This window comes from Rhodococcus sp. GA1, assembly GCF_024321955.1.
Taxonomy (GTDB): domain Bacteria; phylum Actinomycetota; class Actinomycetes; order Mycobacteriales; family Mycobacteriaceae; genus Rhodococcus; species Rhodococcus pyridinivorans.
This window is the reverse complement of the sequence record NZ_CP097186.1, coordinates 2,206,097-2,224,896: the sequence shown is the minus strand read 5'-3', so window position 1 is coordinate 2,224,896 and position 18,800 is coordinate 2,206,097. Positions and strand designations below refer to the sequence as shown.

The 18,800-nt window shown below is 64.0% G+C and carries 10 protein-coding genes, 2 tRNA genes and 3 rRNA genes; 9 read left to right on the top strand and 6 right to left on the bottom strand.

Going from position 1 to position 18,800, the window contains the following annotated elements:
- The first annotated feature begins 83 nt into the window (after positions 1-83).
- Both M3330_RS10435 and M3330_RS10430 read left to right on the top strand, forming a co-directional pair.
- Positions 84-1,925 (top strand): NAD(P)/FAD-dependent oxidoreductase, encoded by a 1,842-nt coding sequence (locus M3330_RS10435; RefSeq protein WP_039584725.1) that lies wholly within the window; start codon positions 84-86, stop codon positions 1,923-1,925.
- A 175-nt stretch (positions 1,926-2,100) separates the two neighbouring features.
- Positions 2,101-3,099, top strand: coding sequence for an alpha/beta hydrolase family protein (locus M3330_RS10430; RefSeq protein WP_039584726.1), 999 nt, complete (start codon positions 2,101-2,103; stop codon positions 3,097-3,099).
- A 21-nt stretch (positions 3,100-3,120) separates the two neighbouring features.
- Here the strand turns inward: M3330_RS10430 and M3330_RS10425 are convergent, their stop codons facing one another.
- Together M3330_RS10425 and hisC are read right to left on the bottom strand one after the other, a co-directional pair.
- A complete protein-coding gene (locus M3330_RS10425) occupies positions 3,121-4,818 on the bottom strand; it encodes a bifunctional UDP-sugar hydrolase/5'-nucleotidase (protein ID WP_255028688.1) in 1,698 nt (565 codons plus the stop codon).
- A gap of 100 nt (positions 4,819-4,918) precedes the next feature.
- Positions 4,919-5,998, bottom strand: a complete 1,080-nt coding sequence (gene hisC, locus M3330_RS10420; RefSeq protein ID WP_255028686.1) for a histidinol-phosphate transaminase — start codon at positions 5,996-5,998, stop codon at positions 4,919-4,921.
- 148 nt (positions 5,999-6,146) lie between these two features.
- Here hisC and M3330_RS10415 point away from each other — a divergent pair.
- Together M3330_RS10415 and M3330_RS10410 are read left to right on the top strand one after the other, a co-directional pair.
- Positions 6,147-6,238 (top strand) — tRNA-Ser (locus tag M3330_RS10415).
- Positions 6,239-6,275: 37 nt separating this feature from the next.
- A tRNA-Arg gene (locus tag M3330_RS10410) sits at positions 6,276-6,348 on the top strand.
- Between the two features lie 424 nt (positions 6,349-6,772).
- Here the strand turns inward: M3330_RS10410 and M3330_RS10405 are convergent.
- Positions 6,773-6,901, bottom strand: coding sequence for a hypothetical protein (locus M3330_RS10405; protein WP_255028685.1), 129 nt, complete (start codon positions 6,899-6,901; stop codon positions 6,773-6,775).
- A 753-nt stretch (positions 6,902-7,654) separates the two neighbouring features.
- Between M3330_RS10405 and M3330_RS10400 the strand changes: the two genes are divergently transcribed.
- The gene (locus M3330_RS10400; protein ID WP_064853103.1) at positions 7,655-8,887 is read left to right on the top strand and encodes an acyl-CoA dehydrogenase family protein; all 1,233 of its coding nucleotides are present in this window, start codon (positions 7,655-7,657) and stop codon (positions 8,885-8,887) included.
- Positions 8,887-10,035 (top strand): acyl-CoA dehydrogenase family protein, encoded by a 1,149-nt coding sequence (locus M3330_RS10395; RefSeq protein WP_255028682.1) that lies wholly within the window; start codon positions 8,887-8,889, stop codon positions 10,033-10,035. The genes M3330_RS10400 and M3330_RS10395 overlap by 1 nt, the downstream gene beginning before the upstream one ends.
- 30 nt (positions 10,036-10,065) lie before the next feature.
- On the opposite strand, the gene M3330_RS10390 is transcribed toward M3330_RS10395, so the two are convergent.
- Together M3330_RS10390 and M3330_RS10385 are read right to left on the bottom strand one after the other, a co-directional pair.
- A complete protein-coding gene (locus tag M3330_RS10390; RefSeq protein ID WP_255028680.1) occupies positions 10,066-10,515 on the bottom strand; it encodes a very short patch repair endonuclease in 450 nt (149 codons plus the stop codon).
- A 10-nt stretch (positions 10,516-10,525) separates the two neighbouring features.
- Positions 10,526-11,689: a DNA cytosine methyltransferase gene (locus tag M3330_RS10385; protein WP_226950046.1), complete on the bottom strand. Its 1,164-nt coding sequence runs from the start codon at positions 11,687-11,689 to the stop codon at positions 10,526-10,528.
- Positions 11,690-12,307: 618 nt separating this feature from the next.
- On the opposite strand from M3330_RS10385, the gene M3330_RS10380 reads away from it, so the two are divergent.
- From M3330_RS10380 to rrf, 3 genes are all read left to right on the top strand, one after another.
- Positions 12,308-13,829, top strand: a 16S ribosomal RNA gene (locus M3330_RS10380).
- Positions 13,830-14,127: 298 nt separating this feature from the next.
- Positions 14,128-17,262 (top strand): 23S ribosomal RNA (locus M3330_RS10375).
- Between the two features lie 109 nt (positions 17,263-17,371).
- Positions 17,372-17,488: ribosomal RNA gene (rrf, locus tag M3330_RS10370) — 5S ribosomal RNA — on the top strand.
- Together the 16S, 23S and 5S rRNA genes form the textbook arrangement of a ribosomal RNA operon.
- A 138-nt stretch (positions 17,489-17,626) precedes the next feature.
- Here rrf and M3330_RS10365 read toward each other — a convergent pair.
- Positions 17,627-18,742, bottom strand: coding sequence for a GIY-YIG nuclease family protein (locus M3330_RS10365; protein WP_231413647.1), 1,116 nt, complete (start codon positions 18,740-18,742; stop codon positions 17,627-17,629).
- Positions 18,743-18,800: the final 58 nt, after the last annotated feature.

The window sequence follows — 18,800 nt, the reverse complement described above, 5'->3', positions numbered from 1 at the left end:
CGCCGTGCAACGTGACGCAACGCTTGCGGGGGACCGGCCGCGGGGAGTGTCCTGGATCACATCACCACGGGAAAGGACTCACCATGACCGACACCCTCGACAAGCCCACGACCTCCGGCACCGCGACGCCCGACGAACGCGTCGACGCCTGGTTGCGAGCTTTCGAAACCGCCCTCGCACAGCGCGATGTCGACGCCGCTGCGGGCCTGTTCGGCACCGATTCCTTCTGGCGCGACCTGGTCGCCTTCACCTGGAACCTCAAGACCGTCGAGGGACGCGAGGGCGTCTCGGACATGCTGCACGCGCGACTCGCCGACACCGATCCCAGCGGCTTCCGCACCACCGAACCAGCAAGCGACGACGACGGCGTACTCAGCGCCTGGATCGCGTTCGAGACCGCGGTCGGTCGCGGCGTCGGCCACCTGCGTCTCAAGCGCGACGAGGAGAGCGGCCAGGACCGCGCCTTCACGCTGCTGACCACGATGCAGGAGCTGAAGGGATACGAGGAGAACAAGGGCACGCGTCGTCCCCGCGGCACGAAGCACGGCGCCGACAAGCAGAGGGTCACGTGGTCGGAGCAGCGCGAGATCGAGGAACGCGAACTCGGTTACACGCGTCAGCCCTACATCGTGATCATCGGTGGTGGTCAGGGCGGTATCGCGCTCGGTGCGCGCCTGCGTCAGCTCGGTGTTCCCGCAATCGTGCTCGACAAGCACGACCGTCCCGGCGACCAGTGGCGCAGCCGCTACAAGTCGCTGTGTCTGCACGACCCCGTCTGGTACGACCACCTGCCGTACATGCCGTTCCCCGACAACTGGCCGGTCTTCGCGCCCAAGGACAAGATCGCGGACTGGCTCGAGATGTACACGAAGGTGATGGAGGTCCCCTACTGGTCGAAGTCGGAGTGCACCTCCGCGAGCTACGACGAGGCAACGGGCGAATGGACCGTCAACGTCCTGCGCGACGGCGAACCGGTGGTCCTCCGGCCGAAGCAGCTCGTCATCGCGACCGGCATGTCGGGTAAGCCGAACATCCCCGACTTCCCCGGCATGGACCTGTTCCGCGGCGAGCAGCACCACTCCAGCGCCCACCCGGGTCCGGACGCCTACGCCGGCAAGAAGGCCGTCGTGATCGGTGCCAACAACAGTGCCCACGACATCTGCGGTGCCCTGTGGGAGGTGGGCGCCGACGTCACCATGGTGCAGCGCTCGTCGACGCACATCGTCCGGTCCGATTCGCTGATGGATCTCGGTCTCGGCGACCTGTACTCCGAGCGGGCCCTCGCCGCCGGCGTCACCACCCAGAAGGCCGACCTGACCTTCGCGTCCCTGCCGTACCGGATCATGCACGAGTTCCAGATCCCCATCTACGAGAAGATCCGCGAACGCGACGCCGAGTTCTACGACCGGCTCGAGAAGGCGGGCTTCCAGCACGACTGGGGTGACGACGGTTCGGGCCTGTTCATGAAGTACCTGCGTCGCGCATCCGGCTACTACATCGATGTCGGTGCCTCGGAACTCGTCGCGAACGGCGACATCAAGCTCGCCCACGGCAACGTCCGCGAACTCACCGAGACGTCGGTGATCCTCGAGGACGGCACCGAACTCGAGGCCGATCTCGTCGTCTACGCGACCGGCTACGGCTCGATGAACGGCTGGGTCGCCGACCTGATCTCGCAGGAGGTCGCCGACAAGGTGGGCAAGTGCTGGGGCCTGGGCTCCGACACCACCAAGGACCCCGGCCCCTGGGAGGGTGAGCAGCGCAACATGTGGAAGCCCACGCAGCAGGAGGGCCTGTGGTTCCACGGCGGCAACCTGCACCAGTCGCGGCACTACTCGCTCTACTTGGCGCTGCAACTCAAGGCGCGTTACGAGGGCCTCCCGACCCCGGTCTACGGGTTGCAGGAGGTGCACCACCTCCGCTGACCGACACAGCTCTCCCACGCGTCGCTCCCGCCGCCCGGCGGGGGCGACGCGGCCGTGGATCCTCCGATTCGTCACGAATAGGAGCGTGAATATTAGGGTCGCGTGCAGGTCCGCTTGACCGGGTACAGATAGTGACTGTGAGATCACTGCAGGTCGTCGGGGGACGGGGAGTTCGATGGTGAAGAGACGCGCGGCGGCTGTAGCGGTGGCCCTGATGGTGCCGGTCTCCGGCACGACGATCGCCCATGCCCAACCGATCCATGCACAACCGGCGCACGTGCAGCCGGTGTCGGCCAGGATCGACCATGTCGAGCGGGTCGGCGACAGGCAGACGAAGCTGTTCGTCCACTCGGCCGCGATGAACCGGGTCGTGCCGGTGCAGGTGCTGCACCCGGCCTCGGCGGGGCCGCGCCCCACCCTCTACCTGCTCGACGGCGTCAGCGCCGGCGAGGAGTCCGAATTCCGCGAGAGCACGTGGACCCAACGCACCGACATCGCGGAGTTCTTCGCCGACAAGAACACCAACGTCGTCCTTCCCGTGGGTGGCACCGCGAGCTACTACACCGACTGGAACAACCCCGACCCCGTGCTCGGGATCAACAAGTGGGAGACCTTCCTGACCGAGGAACTACCCCCGCTGATCGACGCCGAGTTCGACGGCAACGGCACCAACGCCGTCGCGGGCCTGTCGATGGGCGCCACCGGGGCGATGTCCCTGATCACCCGCAATCCCGACCTCTACCAGGGAGTCGCGGCGCTCAGCGGTTGCTACGACACCTCCAGCGACCGCTCCCGCGACACCGTCCGCGGAACCGTCGCGTACAAGGGCGGCAACCCCGACAACATGTGGGGACCGCCCGACGACGCCCGATGGGAGGAGCACGACTCCTACCTGCACGCCGAGAAGCTGCGCGGCAAGGAGGTCTTCCTCAGCACCGGCAACGGCCTGCTCGGCCCGCACGATCTCGGCGCCGGTCAGGACGTGCTCACCGTCGGCGCGCCGCTCGAGATCGGCACCTTCGTGTGCACCGTCACCTACGACCGTCGCCTCCGCGAACTCGGTATCCCCGCGCAGGTCGTCTACCGCCCGTGGGGCACGCATTCGTGGGGCTACTGGCAGGACGACATCAAGGCCGCGTGGCCGACCCTCGCCGACGCACTCCGACTCCGCTGATCGCGCGTCGACGGCACCGTCTCAGTGGAGGCGGATGCGGTCGACGGCCGGCGGCTCCACGCGTGAGCGGGTCGCCAGATAGTTGTTGAGGGCGTCGAGATCCTTGCCCGCGCCGACCAGTCCGTGCGCTTCCGTACACACGGTGAAACCGTCTCCGCCGCCGGCCAGGAAGTTGTTCATCACGACCTTGTACACACGCTCGGGGTCGACGGCCTCGCCGTCGATCGTGATCGAACGGATCCGTTCGCCGCGCGGCGCCAGGCGGTCGAGCGTGTAGGTCAGATTGTGCGAGGGCGCCAGGATGCGTTCGACCTCCGAGCCGACCGGGCTGTTCTGAAACTGCTGCTCGAGCAGCACGTCGAGTTGGGCTCCGGTGAGGTCGAGCACCTGCAGCATGCTCCCGAAGGGCTGCACGGCGTAGGTCTCCCGGTACGAGACGGTGCCGTCGCCGGCGAGGAGGTCGCCGCGGAGTCCGCCGGGGTTCATCAGCGCGATCTGCGCGCCGAGATGCCGCGTCGCCGCGAGTTGTGCGTCGGCCACCAGATTGCCCAGCGCCGACTCTCCGCTCGGGCTCTCGCTGCGCGTGACGTCGGCGCCGATGCGCGCGATGGACCGGTTCGCGACCTCCGCCGACTTCTCGACTGCCCGGTCGACGAACTCGAGAGTGGTCGGATCCGGATCGATGTCGTGCGTGACGACCTGCGTGAACACGACGGTTCGGTCGCGCAGCACCTCCCGGCTCTGCCGGTCGATGACGAGGTCGGCGACCGACAGGATGCGCCCGTGCGAAGCACCCTGCACGACGGTGCGCGGCCTGCCCGCCGGGTCGGTGTAGGTGCAGTTGAAGTGCCGGTCGCCGTCGGAGGTGACGATGAGGTCCACGTCGGGGGAGACGGACGTCGCGATCGCCGCCGCTCCGTCGTCCCCGCTCGGACACGGATCGTCGCCGTCGATGGCCCCGATGTCGCCCTTGTAGAGCACCACGATCGAACGCACGCCGAGCGCACCGAGGATGTCGGCGGTGCGGTTGACAGCGGCGATCTCGTCCTCGAACTGCAGTCCCGCGATCGCGTCGGGCCGGATGATGTCGGGGGTGTTGCTCGGCACGACACCGATGACGCCCACGGGCAGTCCGTCGACGTAGTCGATGCTGTAAGGGAGTGCGGCCGGTGTGCCGTCCGTCGTGGTGAGGTTGGCGCCGAGGATCGGGAAGTTCGCGCCCTCGAACGGTTCGGTGTAGATGCACCCTTCCTTCGGGTGGCAACCGCCGTCCCGCAGTCGCTCGAGTTCGGCGTAGCCGCGGTCGAGTTCGTGGTTGCCGAGGGTCGCGGCGGTGAGATCGAGTTCGTCGAGCAGGGCGATGGTCGGCTCGTCGTGGAACAGGCCCGACTCGAGCGGCGACGAACCCCACGTGTCGCCCACGGCGTAGAGCACGGAGTTGTCGGCCTGTTCCCTGAGCTGCCGGACGTAGGCGGCGAGATAGGCCGCACCCCCCGCGGGGACCGAGACGCCGTCCGACCGGACGACCTCGCCGTGCAGTCCCTGCGGGGGCAGCAGATTTCCGTGCAGGTCGCCGAATGCGATCACCCGGAGCGGGACGGCGTTCGAGGGGATTGTGCTCGTCGGCGCGGCTCCGGCAGGTGCCGCACCACCGAAGGCGACCAGTGCGCCGACGACTGCGCAGGCCGACAGGGCGCGCCGCACCTTGCCTGCCCCCATGCAGTTCCTCCGCCACCCGACCCGATCCGACCGCCCGAGTCTGTCAGGGCCGGATCACGCCACCGATACCCAGCTATAACGGTTGGGTCTCGTCACAGGATCAGCCGATGCCGGCGAGTGCCCGTCCCTGCCCGGTCGCGAAGTCGAGGAAGAGGTCGTTCTCGTGCGGGTCGCCGATCGTCACCCGGGTGCCCTCGCCCGTGAAGTTGCGGAGCACCACGCCTGCCTCCGCTGCGGCTTCGAAGAACGCGGCGGAGCGTTCACCCAGCGGCAGCCAGAGGAAGTTCGCGGCACTCGTGGGCACCTCGTAGCCGGCCTCGACGAGTGCCGCGTGGACCCGTTCCCGCTCGGCGACGACGCCCTCGGTGCGCGCGAGCAACTCGGTCGCGGCGGCGAGCGAGGCCACGGCAGCCGTCTGGGCGAGCGAGTTCACGGAGAACGGGGTGTGGACCTTGCTCAGCGCCGTCACGACGGACGGGTCGGCGACCGCGTATCCGACGCGGATACCGGCGAGACCGTAGGCCTTGGAGAAGGTGCGGAGCACGACGACGTTGCGGCGACCCTCCGCGAGCTCGAGACCGTCGGCCAGATCCTCACCGGGCTCGGGGCGGACGTACTCGAAGTACGCCTCGTCGAGGGCGACGACGATGTGCTCGGGGACGGCGTCGAGGAACTGCGCGAGCTCCTCCTTGCCCAGCAGCGACCCGGTGGGATTGTTGGGATTGCACACGAAGATCAGCCGCGTGCGGTCGGTGATCGCGGCGAGCATGGCCTTCAGGTCGTGACCGTGGTCCGCGGTGTTCGGGACGCGCGCGGCGGTCGCGCCGGCGACGGCCGCGATGATCGGGTACGCCTCGAACGACCGCCACGCGAAGATCACCTCGTCGCCCGCATCGCACGTGATCTGCACGAGCTCCTGGCACAGGCTCACCGATCCGCAGCCCACGGCGATCTGCTCGGTCGGGACGCCGAGTCGTTCCGACAGTGCCGCGATGAGCTCCGTCGCGCTGTTGTCGGGGTAGCGGTTGAGGCCGGCGGCAGCGTCGGCGATCGCCTCCCGGACGCTGGGGAGCGGACCGATGGTCGTCTCGTTGCTGGCGAGCTTCACCGCACCGGGGAACGAGCGGCCCGGAACGTAGGCGGGGATCGATTCGAGGTCGGGGCGGGTCTGTGGAGTCACGAGCCGATTATGCGCCTCGTCGTGTGACCGCCGGTCGGCAGGATGGGGGAGACCGTCCATCTACACGCCTCTGACCAGGCGTTTTGCGTTTCCCCTGGGGGCATGTGTAATGTTTCGATCCGGCGGTTCGAGAGCATCGAATCCCCGAGGAGGCGTGCCAGAGCGGCCGAATGGGACTCACTGCTAATGAGTTGTCCCCCTTACCGGGGACCGGAGGTTCAAATCCTCTCGCCTCCGCCAGTTGGTGTAGCGTCACCAACGACAATTGAATACACATGCGCCCGTAGCTCAACGGATAGAGCATCTGACTACGGATCAGAAGGTTAGGGGTTCGAATCCCTTCGGGCGCACACACGAAAACCCTCACCGGTACTCCGGTGAGGGTTTTCTCGTATCTGGTTACGGAGTCGCCACGACACAGAATCGACACGGCTTGCTGACCGGCTTCAGCGACATCTTGTGGCTATCTTCACTCCGCAAGGGGCGTCACGTGACTTCCCCGGACTACAGGAGGGTGTGCAAGATCGGTCCTGGTCCAACAAACAGATGGAGATTCTTGCCCAGTGCCTCCGTGACAATGTCGCGACACCGGAGGGCGCTCCCGACTACGACGACGTCATGATCTGGTACGACGAGTTGGCGGCAGAGGTGCCGACCGGACGGTTACGTCCGCCTGACAGGCTAGGTTCGACCCCTTCGGGCACACAGACCAAACCCTCATCGATCCTGTCGGTGAGGGTTTTCTCGTTCGAGGATTACTGTTTCCGGTTGCGCTCACGTGAGCTTCGCGATGATCCTCTCGGCGAAGTCCTCGATCGGCGCGCGGTACTGCTCGGCGGTGCCGAGGAGGTGATCGTGGTCGCCCGAGTGGCTGGCCTCCCAGTTGGCCCACGGCGACACCATGACGCCGGCACAGGATCGGTACCGGGCTCGGCGGGTGGGGTTCGATGGTCATCTCGGGGATATCGTAGTACTCGCCCCGGAACGCGATCCATCCTCCCTTCCACAGTTCGCGCAGCGCCTGGATCATTTCGTTCGGTCGAGGTCCCTGTGGTTGTCGAAGTCCTGGCCGAGCAGTTCGAACTCCTCGCGCATCCATCCCGCGGACAGTCCGATGGAGACCCGGTCTCCGGCGACCAGAACGGCTTGCCGCTCTCGTGCCCGGGGTAGACCGTCTTCAACTCCTTCGGGTAGATGAGGTGGTCCGAGACGAGCAGGCCGTGGAATCCGGCGTCGTCGAGCATGCGGGCGGCGGCCGGCATCTCCGTGGCCTTCATGAATGCGGTCCCGCTCCGGAACTTCACTCGAATGCCCTCCGGATTTTTCGATGCGCGCCGACGATGAAAGAGTGACGTTTACATTATCAAGAACAAGGTTCCATCAGAGTGTGTGACCGCAGTCATGAGGTGAAACGCCACCCTCCCCGGTCCTGCGCTACGAGTGAACGTTCCGTCTTCGTGTCGAGCTGACCCTCCACCTGGAGTCGGGGACTCGATCGTTCGTGTCCCCGGTCGGAGATCCTGCCGGTACCGCAGGTGGAATCCGTCTATTGACGAGCCCGCTGGGGCGGAAGTAGATTTCGTACCACTCTCAAAAAGTTAGCGAGAATTCGCACGATGGTCCGGCAACGGCGGTCGCGCTCTGCGGGGAGAAGACATGGAACTTGCGTGGTCAGAGGCCGACGCCGCCTTCAGAGACGAGGTGCGATCGTTTCTCGAGGAGAAGCTGACGCCCGAACTGCGGCGGGCCGGCCGACTCGCGACGAGCGTGTACTCCGACCACGAAGCGAGCATGGAGTGGCAGCGCATCCTCCATGAGCGTGGTTGGGCGGCGCCGGCCTGGCCGGTCGAGTACGGCGGATGCGACTGGACGCAAACGCAGCACTACATCTTCAGCCGCGAGTCGATCCTCGCGGGCGCCCCGAACCTGTCGCCGATGGGCATCCGCATGGTCGCGCACGCGATCGTCGCCTACGGCACCGAAGAACAGAAGAGCTACTTCCTGCCCCGGATCCTCACAGGTGAGGTCTTCTTCTGTCAGGGCTACTCCGAGCCCGAGGCCGGCTCCGACCTCGCGTCGCTCAGCATGGCGGCGGTCGACGACGGCGACGACCTGATCGTCACCGGCAGCAAGATCTGGACCACGCACGCCACCGAGGCGAACTGGATGTTCGCGCTCGTGCGCACGTCGAAGACCGGTCGCAAGCAGCAGGGCATCACCTTCCTGCTCATCGACATGACCTCGCCCGGCATCGAGATCCGCCCTCTGGTCATGACGTCCGGTGAGGAAGTGCAGAACCAGGTCTTCTTCGACGGTGTGCGCGTCCCGAAGAAGAACGTGCTCGGGAAAATCGACGACGGCTGGACCGTCGCGAAATACCTGCTCGTCTTCGAACGCGGGGGAGCGGCGGCAGCGCCGGCCCTGCAGGTCATGGCCGAACGAATCGCCGAGGAGGCCGCCGAACAGCCCGGTCCGTCGGGTGGCAGGCTCATCGACGATCCGGCGTTCTCCGCCAAGCTCGCCGAGGCACGTATCCGCACCGACGTACTCGAGATCCTCGAATACCGCACTCTTGCAGCGTTATCCGCGGGCAAGAACCCCGGCCCCGCGTCGTCGATGCTCAAGATCCTGGGCACCGAACTCAGCCAGACGATCACCCGGCTGACCCTCGAGGCGGCCGGTCCGCGCGGTCGGGTCTACCAGCCGCACATCACCGCGCCCGGTGGTCCGGTGGCCGACTACGTGCCGCCCGCCGACGGTTACGTCAGCGGTGAGGAGTGGCAGGCTGTCGCGCCGCTGCGTTACTTCAACGACCGCGCCGGGTCGATCTACGCCGGCAGCAACGAGATCCAGCGAAACATCCTCGCCAAAGCAGCATTGGGGCTCTGATGGACTTCGGTTTGAGCAAGGAGCAGGAGCTCCTTCGCGATTCGGTCACCAAGTTCCTCGCCGGTCGCTACGACCTGGCGCAAAGCCGGAAGGTCGCGACCACCGGCGAAGGTTGGCAACCGGAGGTGTGGCGGGCATTCGCCGAGGATCTCGGAATCCTCGGGGCCACGCTTCCGGAAGAGGTGGGGGGGATGGGCGGCGGACCGGTCGAGTTGATGGTGGTGTCCGAGGCACTCGGGCACGCACTCGTCATCGAACCGTACGTCGACACGGTCGTCCTCGGGGGCGGGCTGCTCGGTCGCGCAGGGGCCGATCGAGCCAGGTCCGTCCTCGAGGCGATCGCTGCCGGTGAGGCCGTCACGGCGTTCGCCGCGATCGAACCCACCTCCGGATACGTCTTCCACGACGTGTCCACCACCGCGCGTCGCGAGGGCGACGAGTGGGTCGTCGACGGGGAGAAGACCGTCGTCACCAGCGCTCCGCTCGCAACGCACCTGCTCGTCACCGCCCGCACGTCGGGCGAGCGCACCGACACCGACGGCATCTCGCTGTTCCTCGTCGACTTCGACCCCGCGAACCCGCCGACCGGTGTGGAGATCCACTCCTACCGCACGATCGACGACCGACGCGCCTCCGACATCGTCTTCTCGGGTCTGCGACTGCCCGCCGACTCGTTGCTCGGCGAGGAGGGCAGCGCATGGCCGTCCGTCTCGCGCGGCATCGACGAGGCGACCGCCGCCGCGTCCTCCGAAGCCGTGGGTCTGATGCGCAAGGTGCTCGCCGACACCGTCGAGTACGCCAAGCAACGTCAGCAGTTCGGTCAGCCCATCGGCAGCTTCCAGGCACTCCAGCACCGCATGGTCGACATGTACATGGAGGTCGAGCAGGCGGTGTCCGCCGTCTACCTGGCCGTTCTTCATCTCGACAGCGACGACGCCACGCGGGCACGCGCGGTCTCGGCCGCGAAGGCGACGATCAGCCGTGCGGCACGCTTCGTCGGCCAGAACGCCGTCCAGCTCCACGGCGGCATGGGCATGACGGAGGAACTCGCCGTCGGGCACTACTTCAAGCGACTGACCGCGATCGAGTACGAGTTCGGCACCGCCGAACAGCACGTCGCGCGGTACGCACAGCTCACGAAGGGCTGATCGGATCGGTTCCGGGGCCGGTGCGGGGGATCACCCCGGCGCCGGCCCTGTATCCGTGTCCGGAGGAGGCGACAGGGCATCCTCCACGCGCGTCGCGGCGACGACAGGGTCCTCGTGCTCCCACACGCGCACCACCGTCCAGCCCGCAGCCTGCAGGCGCGCGTCGGTGTCCCGGTCGCGCTGCACGTTGGCGGCGAGCTTGGCCGCCCACCACTCGGCGTTGTTCTTCGGGGAGGTCGCGTGCTGCGGGCAGCTGTGCCAGAAGCAGCCGTCCACGTAGACCGCGACCCGACGACGGGGGAAGAGGAGGTCGGCCCGGCGCCGCATGCCGGGCAGGGGAGCGCGGTCGACGAAGAACCGCCGTCCACGGCGATGCAGTGCCTTGCGTAACGCCACTTCCGGAACGGTGTCGCGTCGGCGCTGCCGGCTCATCCGCGCACTCGTACGCGGATCCGTCCCGGGCCGATCGGACGACGCCATCACCGCTCCTTCAGGCCGCCACTCGCGGGAAGCCACCCATGCGTTCGAGGTGGTTCTCGACATCCTCGAGGAATCCGGGCAGGAAACGCAGGTTGCCGGAGCGTGCACGTCGGAGGAAACCTGCGGTCGCCCGCGCCGACAGCAGACGAGCGTCGAGGAGGAAACCGCCGAGATCCTCGTAGGGAGCCTGGACGGGCCACTGCGACTCGTGCACGCGGAACGCCTGTCCGCGGGCACCCCACGCTGCGGTCGGCCAGGTGTCGCCCGGATGCAGCGGGGTCTCGTGGTCGGAGCTGTACGCGATCGGGTTGTTCAGACGGTGGCCCACCCACGACGCCATCCGCACGCTGACGGCATTGCCGACCAGACGCCACCGATGCCCGGCACGGACACCGGGCGCCTCGACGGCAGGTGCGGTCCAGTCGGCGTCGAATCCTTGGAGCCTCTCCGCATCGGTCAGGCCGGGGGTGACGATCTCGCCGGACGGCAGCCGCACGGCCGGAGGGCTTGCGATACCGAGAGTCGAACCGCCCTTGAGCGTGGGCACGGCGTTGACGGCCCATCCGAGACCGCGCACACCCTCGGTCCAGTAGAAGCCGCACGGGAACAGATCGGGATTGCCCTCCATGGGCATGCCGGCGTCCTCGCCGAACAACACCGTGCGGGGATCGTCCGTGCGTGAGGCGACCATCAGGACGCGGTGCCGACGCTGGGGGAGACCGAACGCGCGGGCATCGACGACGCGATAGGCCCACATGTAGCCGAGCTCCTCGAGCGCGTCGGTGATGTGGCGCATCGCCGCACCGCGGCCGAGCTGCAGCATGAAGGGAACGTTCTCGACGACGAGCCAGCGCGGGCCGTTCTTACGCTTCACGAGACGGAACACTTCGTCGACCAGCCCGGACTTCGATCCCGTGATGCCGGCCGTGCGTCCGGCCTGGGAGAGGTCCTGGCACGGGAAACCTGCGGCGACCAGTTCCGTATCGCGGGGAAGAGAGCGGAGACGCGTGACGTCCGGATGGAGCGGAACGTCGGGGAAGCGCGTGCGTAGTACTGCCTGAGCACCCGGCTCGATCTCGCAGAGGAGTTCGGTGTTCCACCCGTGTCGCCCGAGTCCGAGCTCCAGTCCGCCGATACCGGCGAACAACCCCACCATGTTCCCCGTCGACGTCACGGCACCCTTCCTCGCTCAGCTCAACGGTGAACGTTACTCGAGAAGTAGGGGGATCCGTGAGCGGACGCGACGAGCACCACGATGGAGGGGTGGACCTACCCCTCTCGTGACGGGCACCAGGTGACCAAAACAGTCCTTGACCTGGCGATTTGGTGTTCTCGGACATGTTCGCGTAACTTATTCCAGGTCAGAACGACACGGACACCGACCCGGGCCGAGAGGAACGGGACAACGAGGTTGGACGAAGGCGCCTGCGAATTTGATGGCCACGAATCTTCTGGTAAGGTTTCGAGCCGCCCCTGGTTCCGAAAACCACACGGACTTGCGTTCGTGAGGATGAGGAAGTAGGCTGGAACAGTTGCCTCAGAGCGCTTCGGACGTCAGTCCGAAGCGTGATGATGTGCGCGTGTTCTTTGAGAACTCAACAGTGTGCCGATGAATGTCAGTGCCAATATTATTTGGTACTCCGCTCCATCGTTTCGATGGGGTGGGTATTTGCTGATCGTCTCATTCTTCCGTCTGGGATGGTCAGTGTTTTTGAGCTAGTTTGAGTTTTTATGCTAGTGATTTGACTCTTTTGTCTTTGACTGATTGCCCCTTCGGGGTGATTGTGAGTCTTCAACGGAGAGTTTGATCCTGGCTCAGGACGAACGCTGGCGGCGTGCTTAACACATGCAAGTCGAACGATGAAGCCCAGCTTGCTGGGTGGATTAGTGGCGAACGGGTGAGTAACACGTGGGTGATCTGCCCTGCACTCTGGGATAAGCCTGGGAAACTGGGTCTAATACCGGATATGACCTCTTGCTGCATGGCGAGGGGTGGAAAGTTTTTCGGTGCAGGATGAGCCCGCGGCCTATCAGCTTGTTGGTGGGGTAATGGCCTACCAAGGCGACGACGGGTAGCCGGCCTGAGAGGGCGACCGGCCACACTGGGACTGAGACACGGCCCAGACTCCTACGGGAGGCAGCAGTGGGGAATATTGCACAATGGGCGCAAGCCTGATGCAGCGACGCCGCGTGAGGGATGACGGCCTTCGGGTTGTAAACCTCTTTCACCCATGACGAAGCGCAAGTGACGGTAGTGGGAGAAGAAGCACCGGCCAACTACGTGCCAGCAGCCGCGGTAATACGTAGGGTGCGAGCGTTGTCCGGAATTACTGGGCGTAAAGAGCTCGTAGGCGGTTTGTCGCGTCGTCTGTGAAATCCCGCAGCTCAACTGCGGGCTTGCAGGCGATACGGGCAGACTCGAGTACTGCAGGGGAGACTGGAATTCCTGGTGTAGCGGTGAAATGCGCAGATATCAGGAGGAACACCGGTGGCGAAGGCGGGTCTCTGGGCAGTAACTGACGCTGAGGAGCGAAAGCGTGGGTAGCGAACAGGATTAGATACCCTGGTAGTCCACGCCGTAAACGGTGGGCGCTAGGTGTGGGTTTCCTTCCACGGGATCCGTGCCGTAGCCAACGCATTAAGCGCCCCGCCTGGGGAGTACGGCCGCAAGGCTAAAACTCAAAGGAATTGACGGGGGCCCGCACAAGCGGCGGAGCATGTGGATTAATTCGATGCAACGCGAAGAACCTTACCTGGGTTTGACATGTACCGGACGACTGCAGAGATGTGGTTTCCCTTGTGGCCGGTAGACAGGTGGTGCATGGCTGTCGTCAGCTCGTGTCGTGAGATGTTGGGTTAAGTCCCGCAACGAGCGCAACCCTTGTCCTGTGTTGCCAGCACGTGATGGTGGGGACTCGCAGGAGACTGCCGGGGTCAACTCGGAGGAAGGTGGGGACGACGTCAAGTCATCATGCCCCTTATGTCCAGGGCTTCACACATGCTACAATGGTCGGTACAGAGGGCTGCGATACCGTGAGGTGGAGCGAATCCCTTAAAGCCGGTCTCAGTTCGGATCGGGGTCTGCAACTCGACCCCGTGAAGTCGGAGTCGCTAGTAATCGCAGATCAGCAACGCTGCGGTGAATACGTTCCCGGGCCTTGTACACACCGCCCGTCACGTCATGAAAGTCGGTAACACCCGAAGCCGGTGGCCTAACCCCTTGTGGGAGGGAGCCGTCGAAGGTGGGATCGGCGATTGGGACGAAGTCGTAACAAGGTAGCCGTACCGGAAGGTGCGGCTGGATCACCTCCTTTCTAAGGAGCATCTGCCCACACACCCCGAACAGTCGGGTGTGGTGTGCGGCCAGAGACCGATTGTCCCCGATCGTGGGACACGGTTGCTCATGGGTGGAACGCTGACAATCATCACCGCGTATGCATCATCCGATAGTGGTGGTGTGCGGTGGTTATATCGGTGCACTGTTGGGTCCTGAGAGAACACGCAATGTGTTTGATCAGCGACGATGATCCGCGAAACAAGGAAATCGGTTTTCTTGCGGTAGGGGTTGTTGTGTGTTGTTTGAGAACTGCACAGTGGACGCGAGCATCTTTGTTGTAAGTGTTTATGAGCGTACGGTGGATGCCTTGGCACCAGGAGCCGATGAAGGACGTGGGAGGCTGCGATATGCCTCGGGGAGCTGTCAACCGAGCTGTGATCCGAGGATTTCCGAATGGGGAAACCCAGCACGAGTGATGTCGTGTTACCCGCATCTGAATATATAGGGTGTGTGGAGGGAACGTGGGGAAGTGAAACATCTCAGTACCCACAGGAAGAGAAAACAACATGTGATTCCGTGAGTAGTGGCGAGCGAAAGCGGATGAGGCTAAACCGAGTACATGTGATACCTGGCAGGGGTTGTGTATTCGGGGTTGTGGGGCTTTTCTTCCCGTCACTGTCATGACGGGCGAGAGTAAGAAACCGGTTGGTTAGTCGAAGTGGTCTGGAACGGCCTGTCGTAGAGGGTGAGAATCCCGTAGACGAAAACTTGCCGGCTCTCGTGAGAAGTACCCGAGTAGCACCGGGCCCGTGAAATCCGGTGTGAATCTGTCGGGACCACCCGATAAGCCTGAATACTCCCTGGTGACCGATAGCGGACTAGTACCGTGAGGGAAAGGTGAAAAGTACCCCGGGAGGGGAGTGAAATAGTACCTGAAACCGTGCGCTTACAATCCGTCAGAGCCGATGCACGATTCAGTTCGTGGTGGGTGATGGCGTGCCTTTTGAAGAATGAGCCTGCGAGTTAGTGGCATGTCGCGAGGTTAACCCGTGTGGGGTAGTCGTAGCGAAAGCGAGTCCGAATAGGGCGTATGTAGTGGCATGTTCTAGACCCGAAGCGGAGTGATCTACCCATGGCCAGGGTGAAGCGATGGTAAGACGTCGTGGAGGCCCGAACCCACTTAGGTTGAAAACTGAGGGGATGAGTTGTGGGTAGGGGTGAAAGGCCAATCAAACTCCGTGATAGCTGGTTCTCCCCGAAATGCATTTAGGTGCAGCGTCGCGTGTTTCTCACCGGAGGTAGAGCTACTGGATGGTCTAGGGGGCCCACAAGCTTACCGAAATCAGCCAAACTCCGAATGCCGGTGAGTGAGAGCGCGGCAGTGAGACTGCGGGGGATAAGCTTCGTAGTCGAGAGGGAAACAGCCCAGATCGCCGGCTAAGGCCCCTAAGCGTGTACTAAGTGGAAAAGGATGTGGGATCGCTGAGACAACCAGGAGGTTGGCTTAGAAGCAGCCACCCTTGAAAGAGTGCGTAATAGCTCACTGGTCAAGTGGTTCTGCGCCGACAATGTAGCGGGGCTCAAGTACACCGCCGAAGCCGCGGCACTCACACAACACCCATTCGTTCCTGCGGGAACGTGTGCAGTGGTGTGGGTGGGTAGGGGAGCGTCGTGCAGCCGTGGAAGCGCCGGAGTGATCCAGGTGTGGAGGCTGCGCGAGTGAGAATGCAGGCATGAGTAGCGAAAGACGAGTGAGAAACTCGTCCGCCGGATGACCAAGGGTTCCTGGGCCAGGTTAATCCGCCCAGGGTGAGTCGGGACCTAAGGCGAGGCCGACAGGCGTAGTCGATGGACAACGGGTTGATATTCCCGTACCCGTGTATCCGCGCCCAATGGCGAATCAGTTGTGCTAACCGTCCAAAAGTTTCCGCTGTTCCTTCGGGAACTGTGGGGATGGCTGCACGGGACCCTGATTGTAGTAGTCAAGCGATGGGGTGACGCAGGAAGGTAGCTGGGCCAGGTGATGGAGTACCTGGTGTAAGCCGGTAGGGCGAATGGTAGGCAAATCCGCCGTTCATGCAGCCTGAGAGGTGATGCGTACCCGTTGAGGGGAATTCAGTGATCCTATGCTGCCGAGAAAAGCCTCTAGTGAGTTGGTACACGGCCCGTACCCCAAACCGACACAGGTGGTCAGGTAGAGAATACCGAGGCGATCGAGAGAACTGTGGTTAAGGAACTCGGCAAAATGCCCCCGTAACTTCGGGAGAAGGGGGACCACGCTCGGTGACGGCCCTTGCGGTCCGAGCTGGGGGTGGTCGCAGAGACCAGAGAGAAGCGACTGTTTACTAAAAACACAGGTCCGTGCGAAGTCGTAAGACGATGTATACGGACTGACGCCTGCCCGGTGCTGGAAGGTTAAGAGGACCGGTTAGCGGAGCAATCCGCGAAGCTGAGAATTTAAGCCCCAGTAAACGGCGGTGGTAACTATAACCATCCTAAGGTAGCGAAATTCCTTGTCGGGTAAGTTCCGACCTGCACGAATGGCGTAACGACTTCTCTGCTGTCTCGACCACAGACTCGGCGAAATTGCATTACGAGTAAAGATGCTCGTTACGCGCGGCAGGACGAAAAGACCCCGGGACCTTCACTATAGCTTGGTATTGGTGTTCGGTTCGGTTTGTGTAGGATAGGTGGGAGACTGTGAAGCTCATACGCCAGTATGGGTGGAGTCGTTGTTGAAATACCACTCTGATCGTATTGGACCTCTAACCTCGGACCATGATCTGGTTCAGGGACAGTGCCTGGTGGGTAGTTTAACTGGGGCGGTTGCCTCCCAAAATGTAACGGAGGCGCCCAAAGGTTCCCTCAGCCTGGTTGGCAATCAGGTGTCGAGTGCAAGTGCACAAGGGAGCTTGACTGTGAGACTGACAGGTCGAGCAGGGACGAAAGTCGGGACTAGTGATCCGGCACCGGCATGTGGAAGCGGTGTCGCTCAACGGATAAAAGGTACCCCGGGGATAACAGGCTGATCTTCCCCAAGAGTCCATATCGACGGGATGGTTTGGCACCTCGATGTCGGCTCGTCGCATCCTGGGGCTGGAGTAGGTCCCAAGGGTTGGGCTGTTCGCCCATTAAAGCGGCACGCGAGCTGGGTTTAGAACGTCGTGAGACAGTTCGGTCTCTATCCGCCGCGCGCGTTAGAAACTTGAGGAAGGCTGTCCCTAGTACGAGAGGACCGGGACGGACGAACCTCTGGTGTGCCAGTTGTCCCGCCAGGGGCATGGCTGGTTGGCTACGTTCGGAAGGGATAACCGCTGAAAGCATCTAAGCGGGAAGCCTGTTCCAAGATGAGGTTTCTCACCCCCTCGAGGGGGTAAGGCCCCCGGCAGACCACCGGGTTGATAGGCCGGAACTGGAAGCCCAGCAATGGGTGGAGGTGACCGGTACTAATAGGCCGAGGACTTACCACGAAGATGTTACGCGTCCACTGTGCGGTATCTGAAACAACACACACAGATCCGAAAATCCTGCAGCAGCAGGTGATTCGAGGAATCTGCGTGGACTATTGTTTCATAGAGTTACGGCGGTCATAGCGACAGGGAAACGCCCGGTCCCATTCCGAACCCGGAAGCTAAGCCTGTCTGCGCCGATGGTACTGCACTCGACAGGGTGTGGGAGAGTAGGACACCGCCGAACACCCGTTCCGAAAGGGGACCCACACTGTGGGTCCCCTTTCGTGTTTTCTTATGCAGAAAATGTGCCGGCCCAACGGTTTTCGAGAACCGGCACGAGCTGCTTCCCGGTCCGCAGACGAACCGGGAAGCAGCCGGAGAATCAGGGGCGCGGTGCCTTCGGACGCGCGACCGGCCGCGGCAGTGCACGCGTCAGACGCGGAGCCCAACCGTGCGACGGCCAACGCTTGAGACCCAGCCGGTCCGGCGTGACGCGAGTGTTCACGAACTTGCCCTCGAGCTCTTCGTCGGCCTCCCCAACGAACCGGTAGAGGATCGTGCCGCCGTTCTCCTCCGTGCGAGCGGCTGCCTCCCACCCGGTAGCGCGGTAGACCGCGCGGACGATGTTGTCGGCGACGACGATGATCGGCAGTCCGTCGATTCCACGCGCCGCCGATCCTGCCGGCCACGGCTTGGACGCGAGTTCGCGCACCGCAGCCGGCGACGCCTTCTTCGCTTCGTTGACCCGCAGCACCACACATGGCGTCGGCAGCTCGGGAGCAGGCGAGGCCGAGTACTGACGGACGAGCTCCGCGATCGGGATCGCCGTGCGATCGGCTTCGGACTCCTCGGTTGCGCCCGCCAGGTTGGTGAGTACGCATTCGCCGCGGTGCGGTTCGGTCAGTCCGAGCGCCGCGATGACCGCTTCGGCCGTCACTGCGGCGGTGTGGTCGGCGTCGGTCTTCGGGTTCAGCGCGTCGGCCACGACGAAATGCTCCACCGCGTAGCCGGACTCGTAGACGGTTCGGATGCGCCGCAGAGCCGCCTCGGTCTCGGGGGTGGCCAGCGGTGTCTTCTCGCCGGCCTCGGTCAGCTTCGAGGTCTCTCCGAGCGCCGTCCAGACGAGGGTGAAGATGCGATTTCCGCGTCCGGCGCCGACGTAGAAGATGCTCCGGTCGCGAGGGTCGAGCAGGGCGTAGACGTAGGCGCCGAGCTGGTCGCAGATGTTCTTCGGAAGCAGTTTCGGGCTGGGGGCGCGGTCTTCGACATGGTTCACGAGAGCCCGCAGGACGGTCAGGCGCAGTGCCACGGGGACCTTGCCGGCGGAGCCGCCGAACAGTTCGCGGTTGGCTGCGTCCACGGAACCGAAGGTGCGTCCGATGTGACGGCTGAGGGCGCCGAGCGCGTGGGTGAACTCCGCAAGTCTCTGGCGTGGATCGTCCGCTGTATCCGGCAACTCGTTGCTGGTCAGGAACATCTGGATCTCGGGAGATTCCAACAGAGTTTGGGCAATGTTCGGAGGAACTGTCCACACTGTGCGCATAGAGCGACTCTAG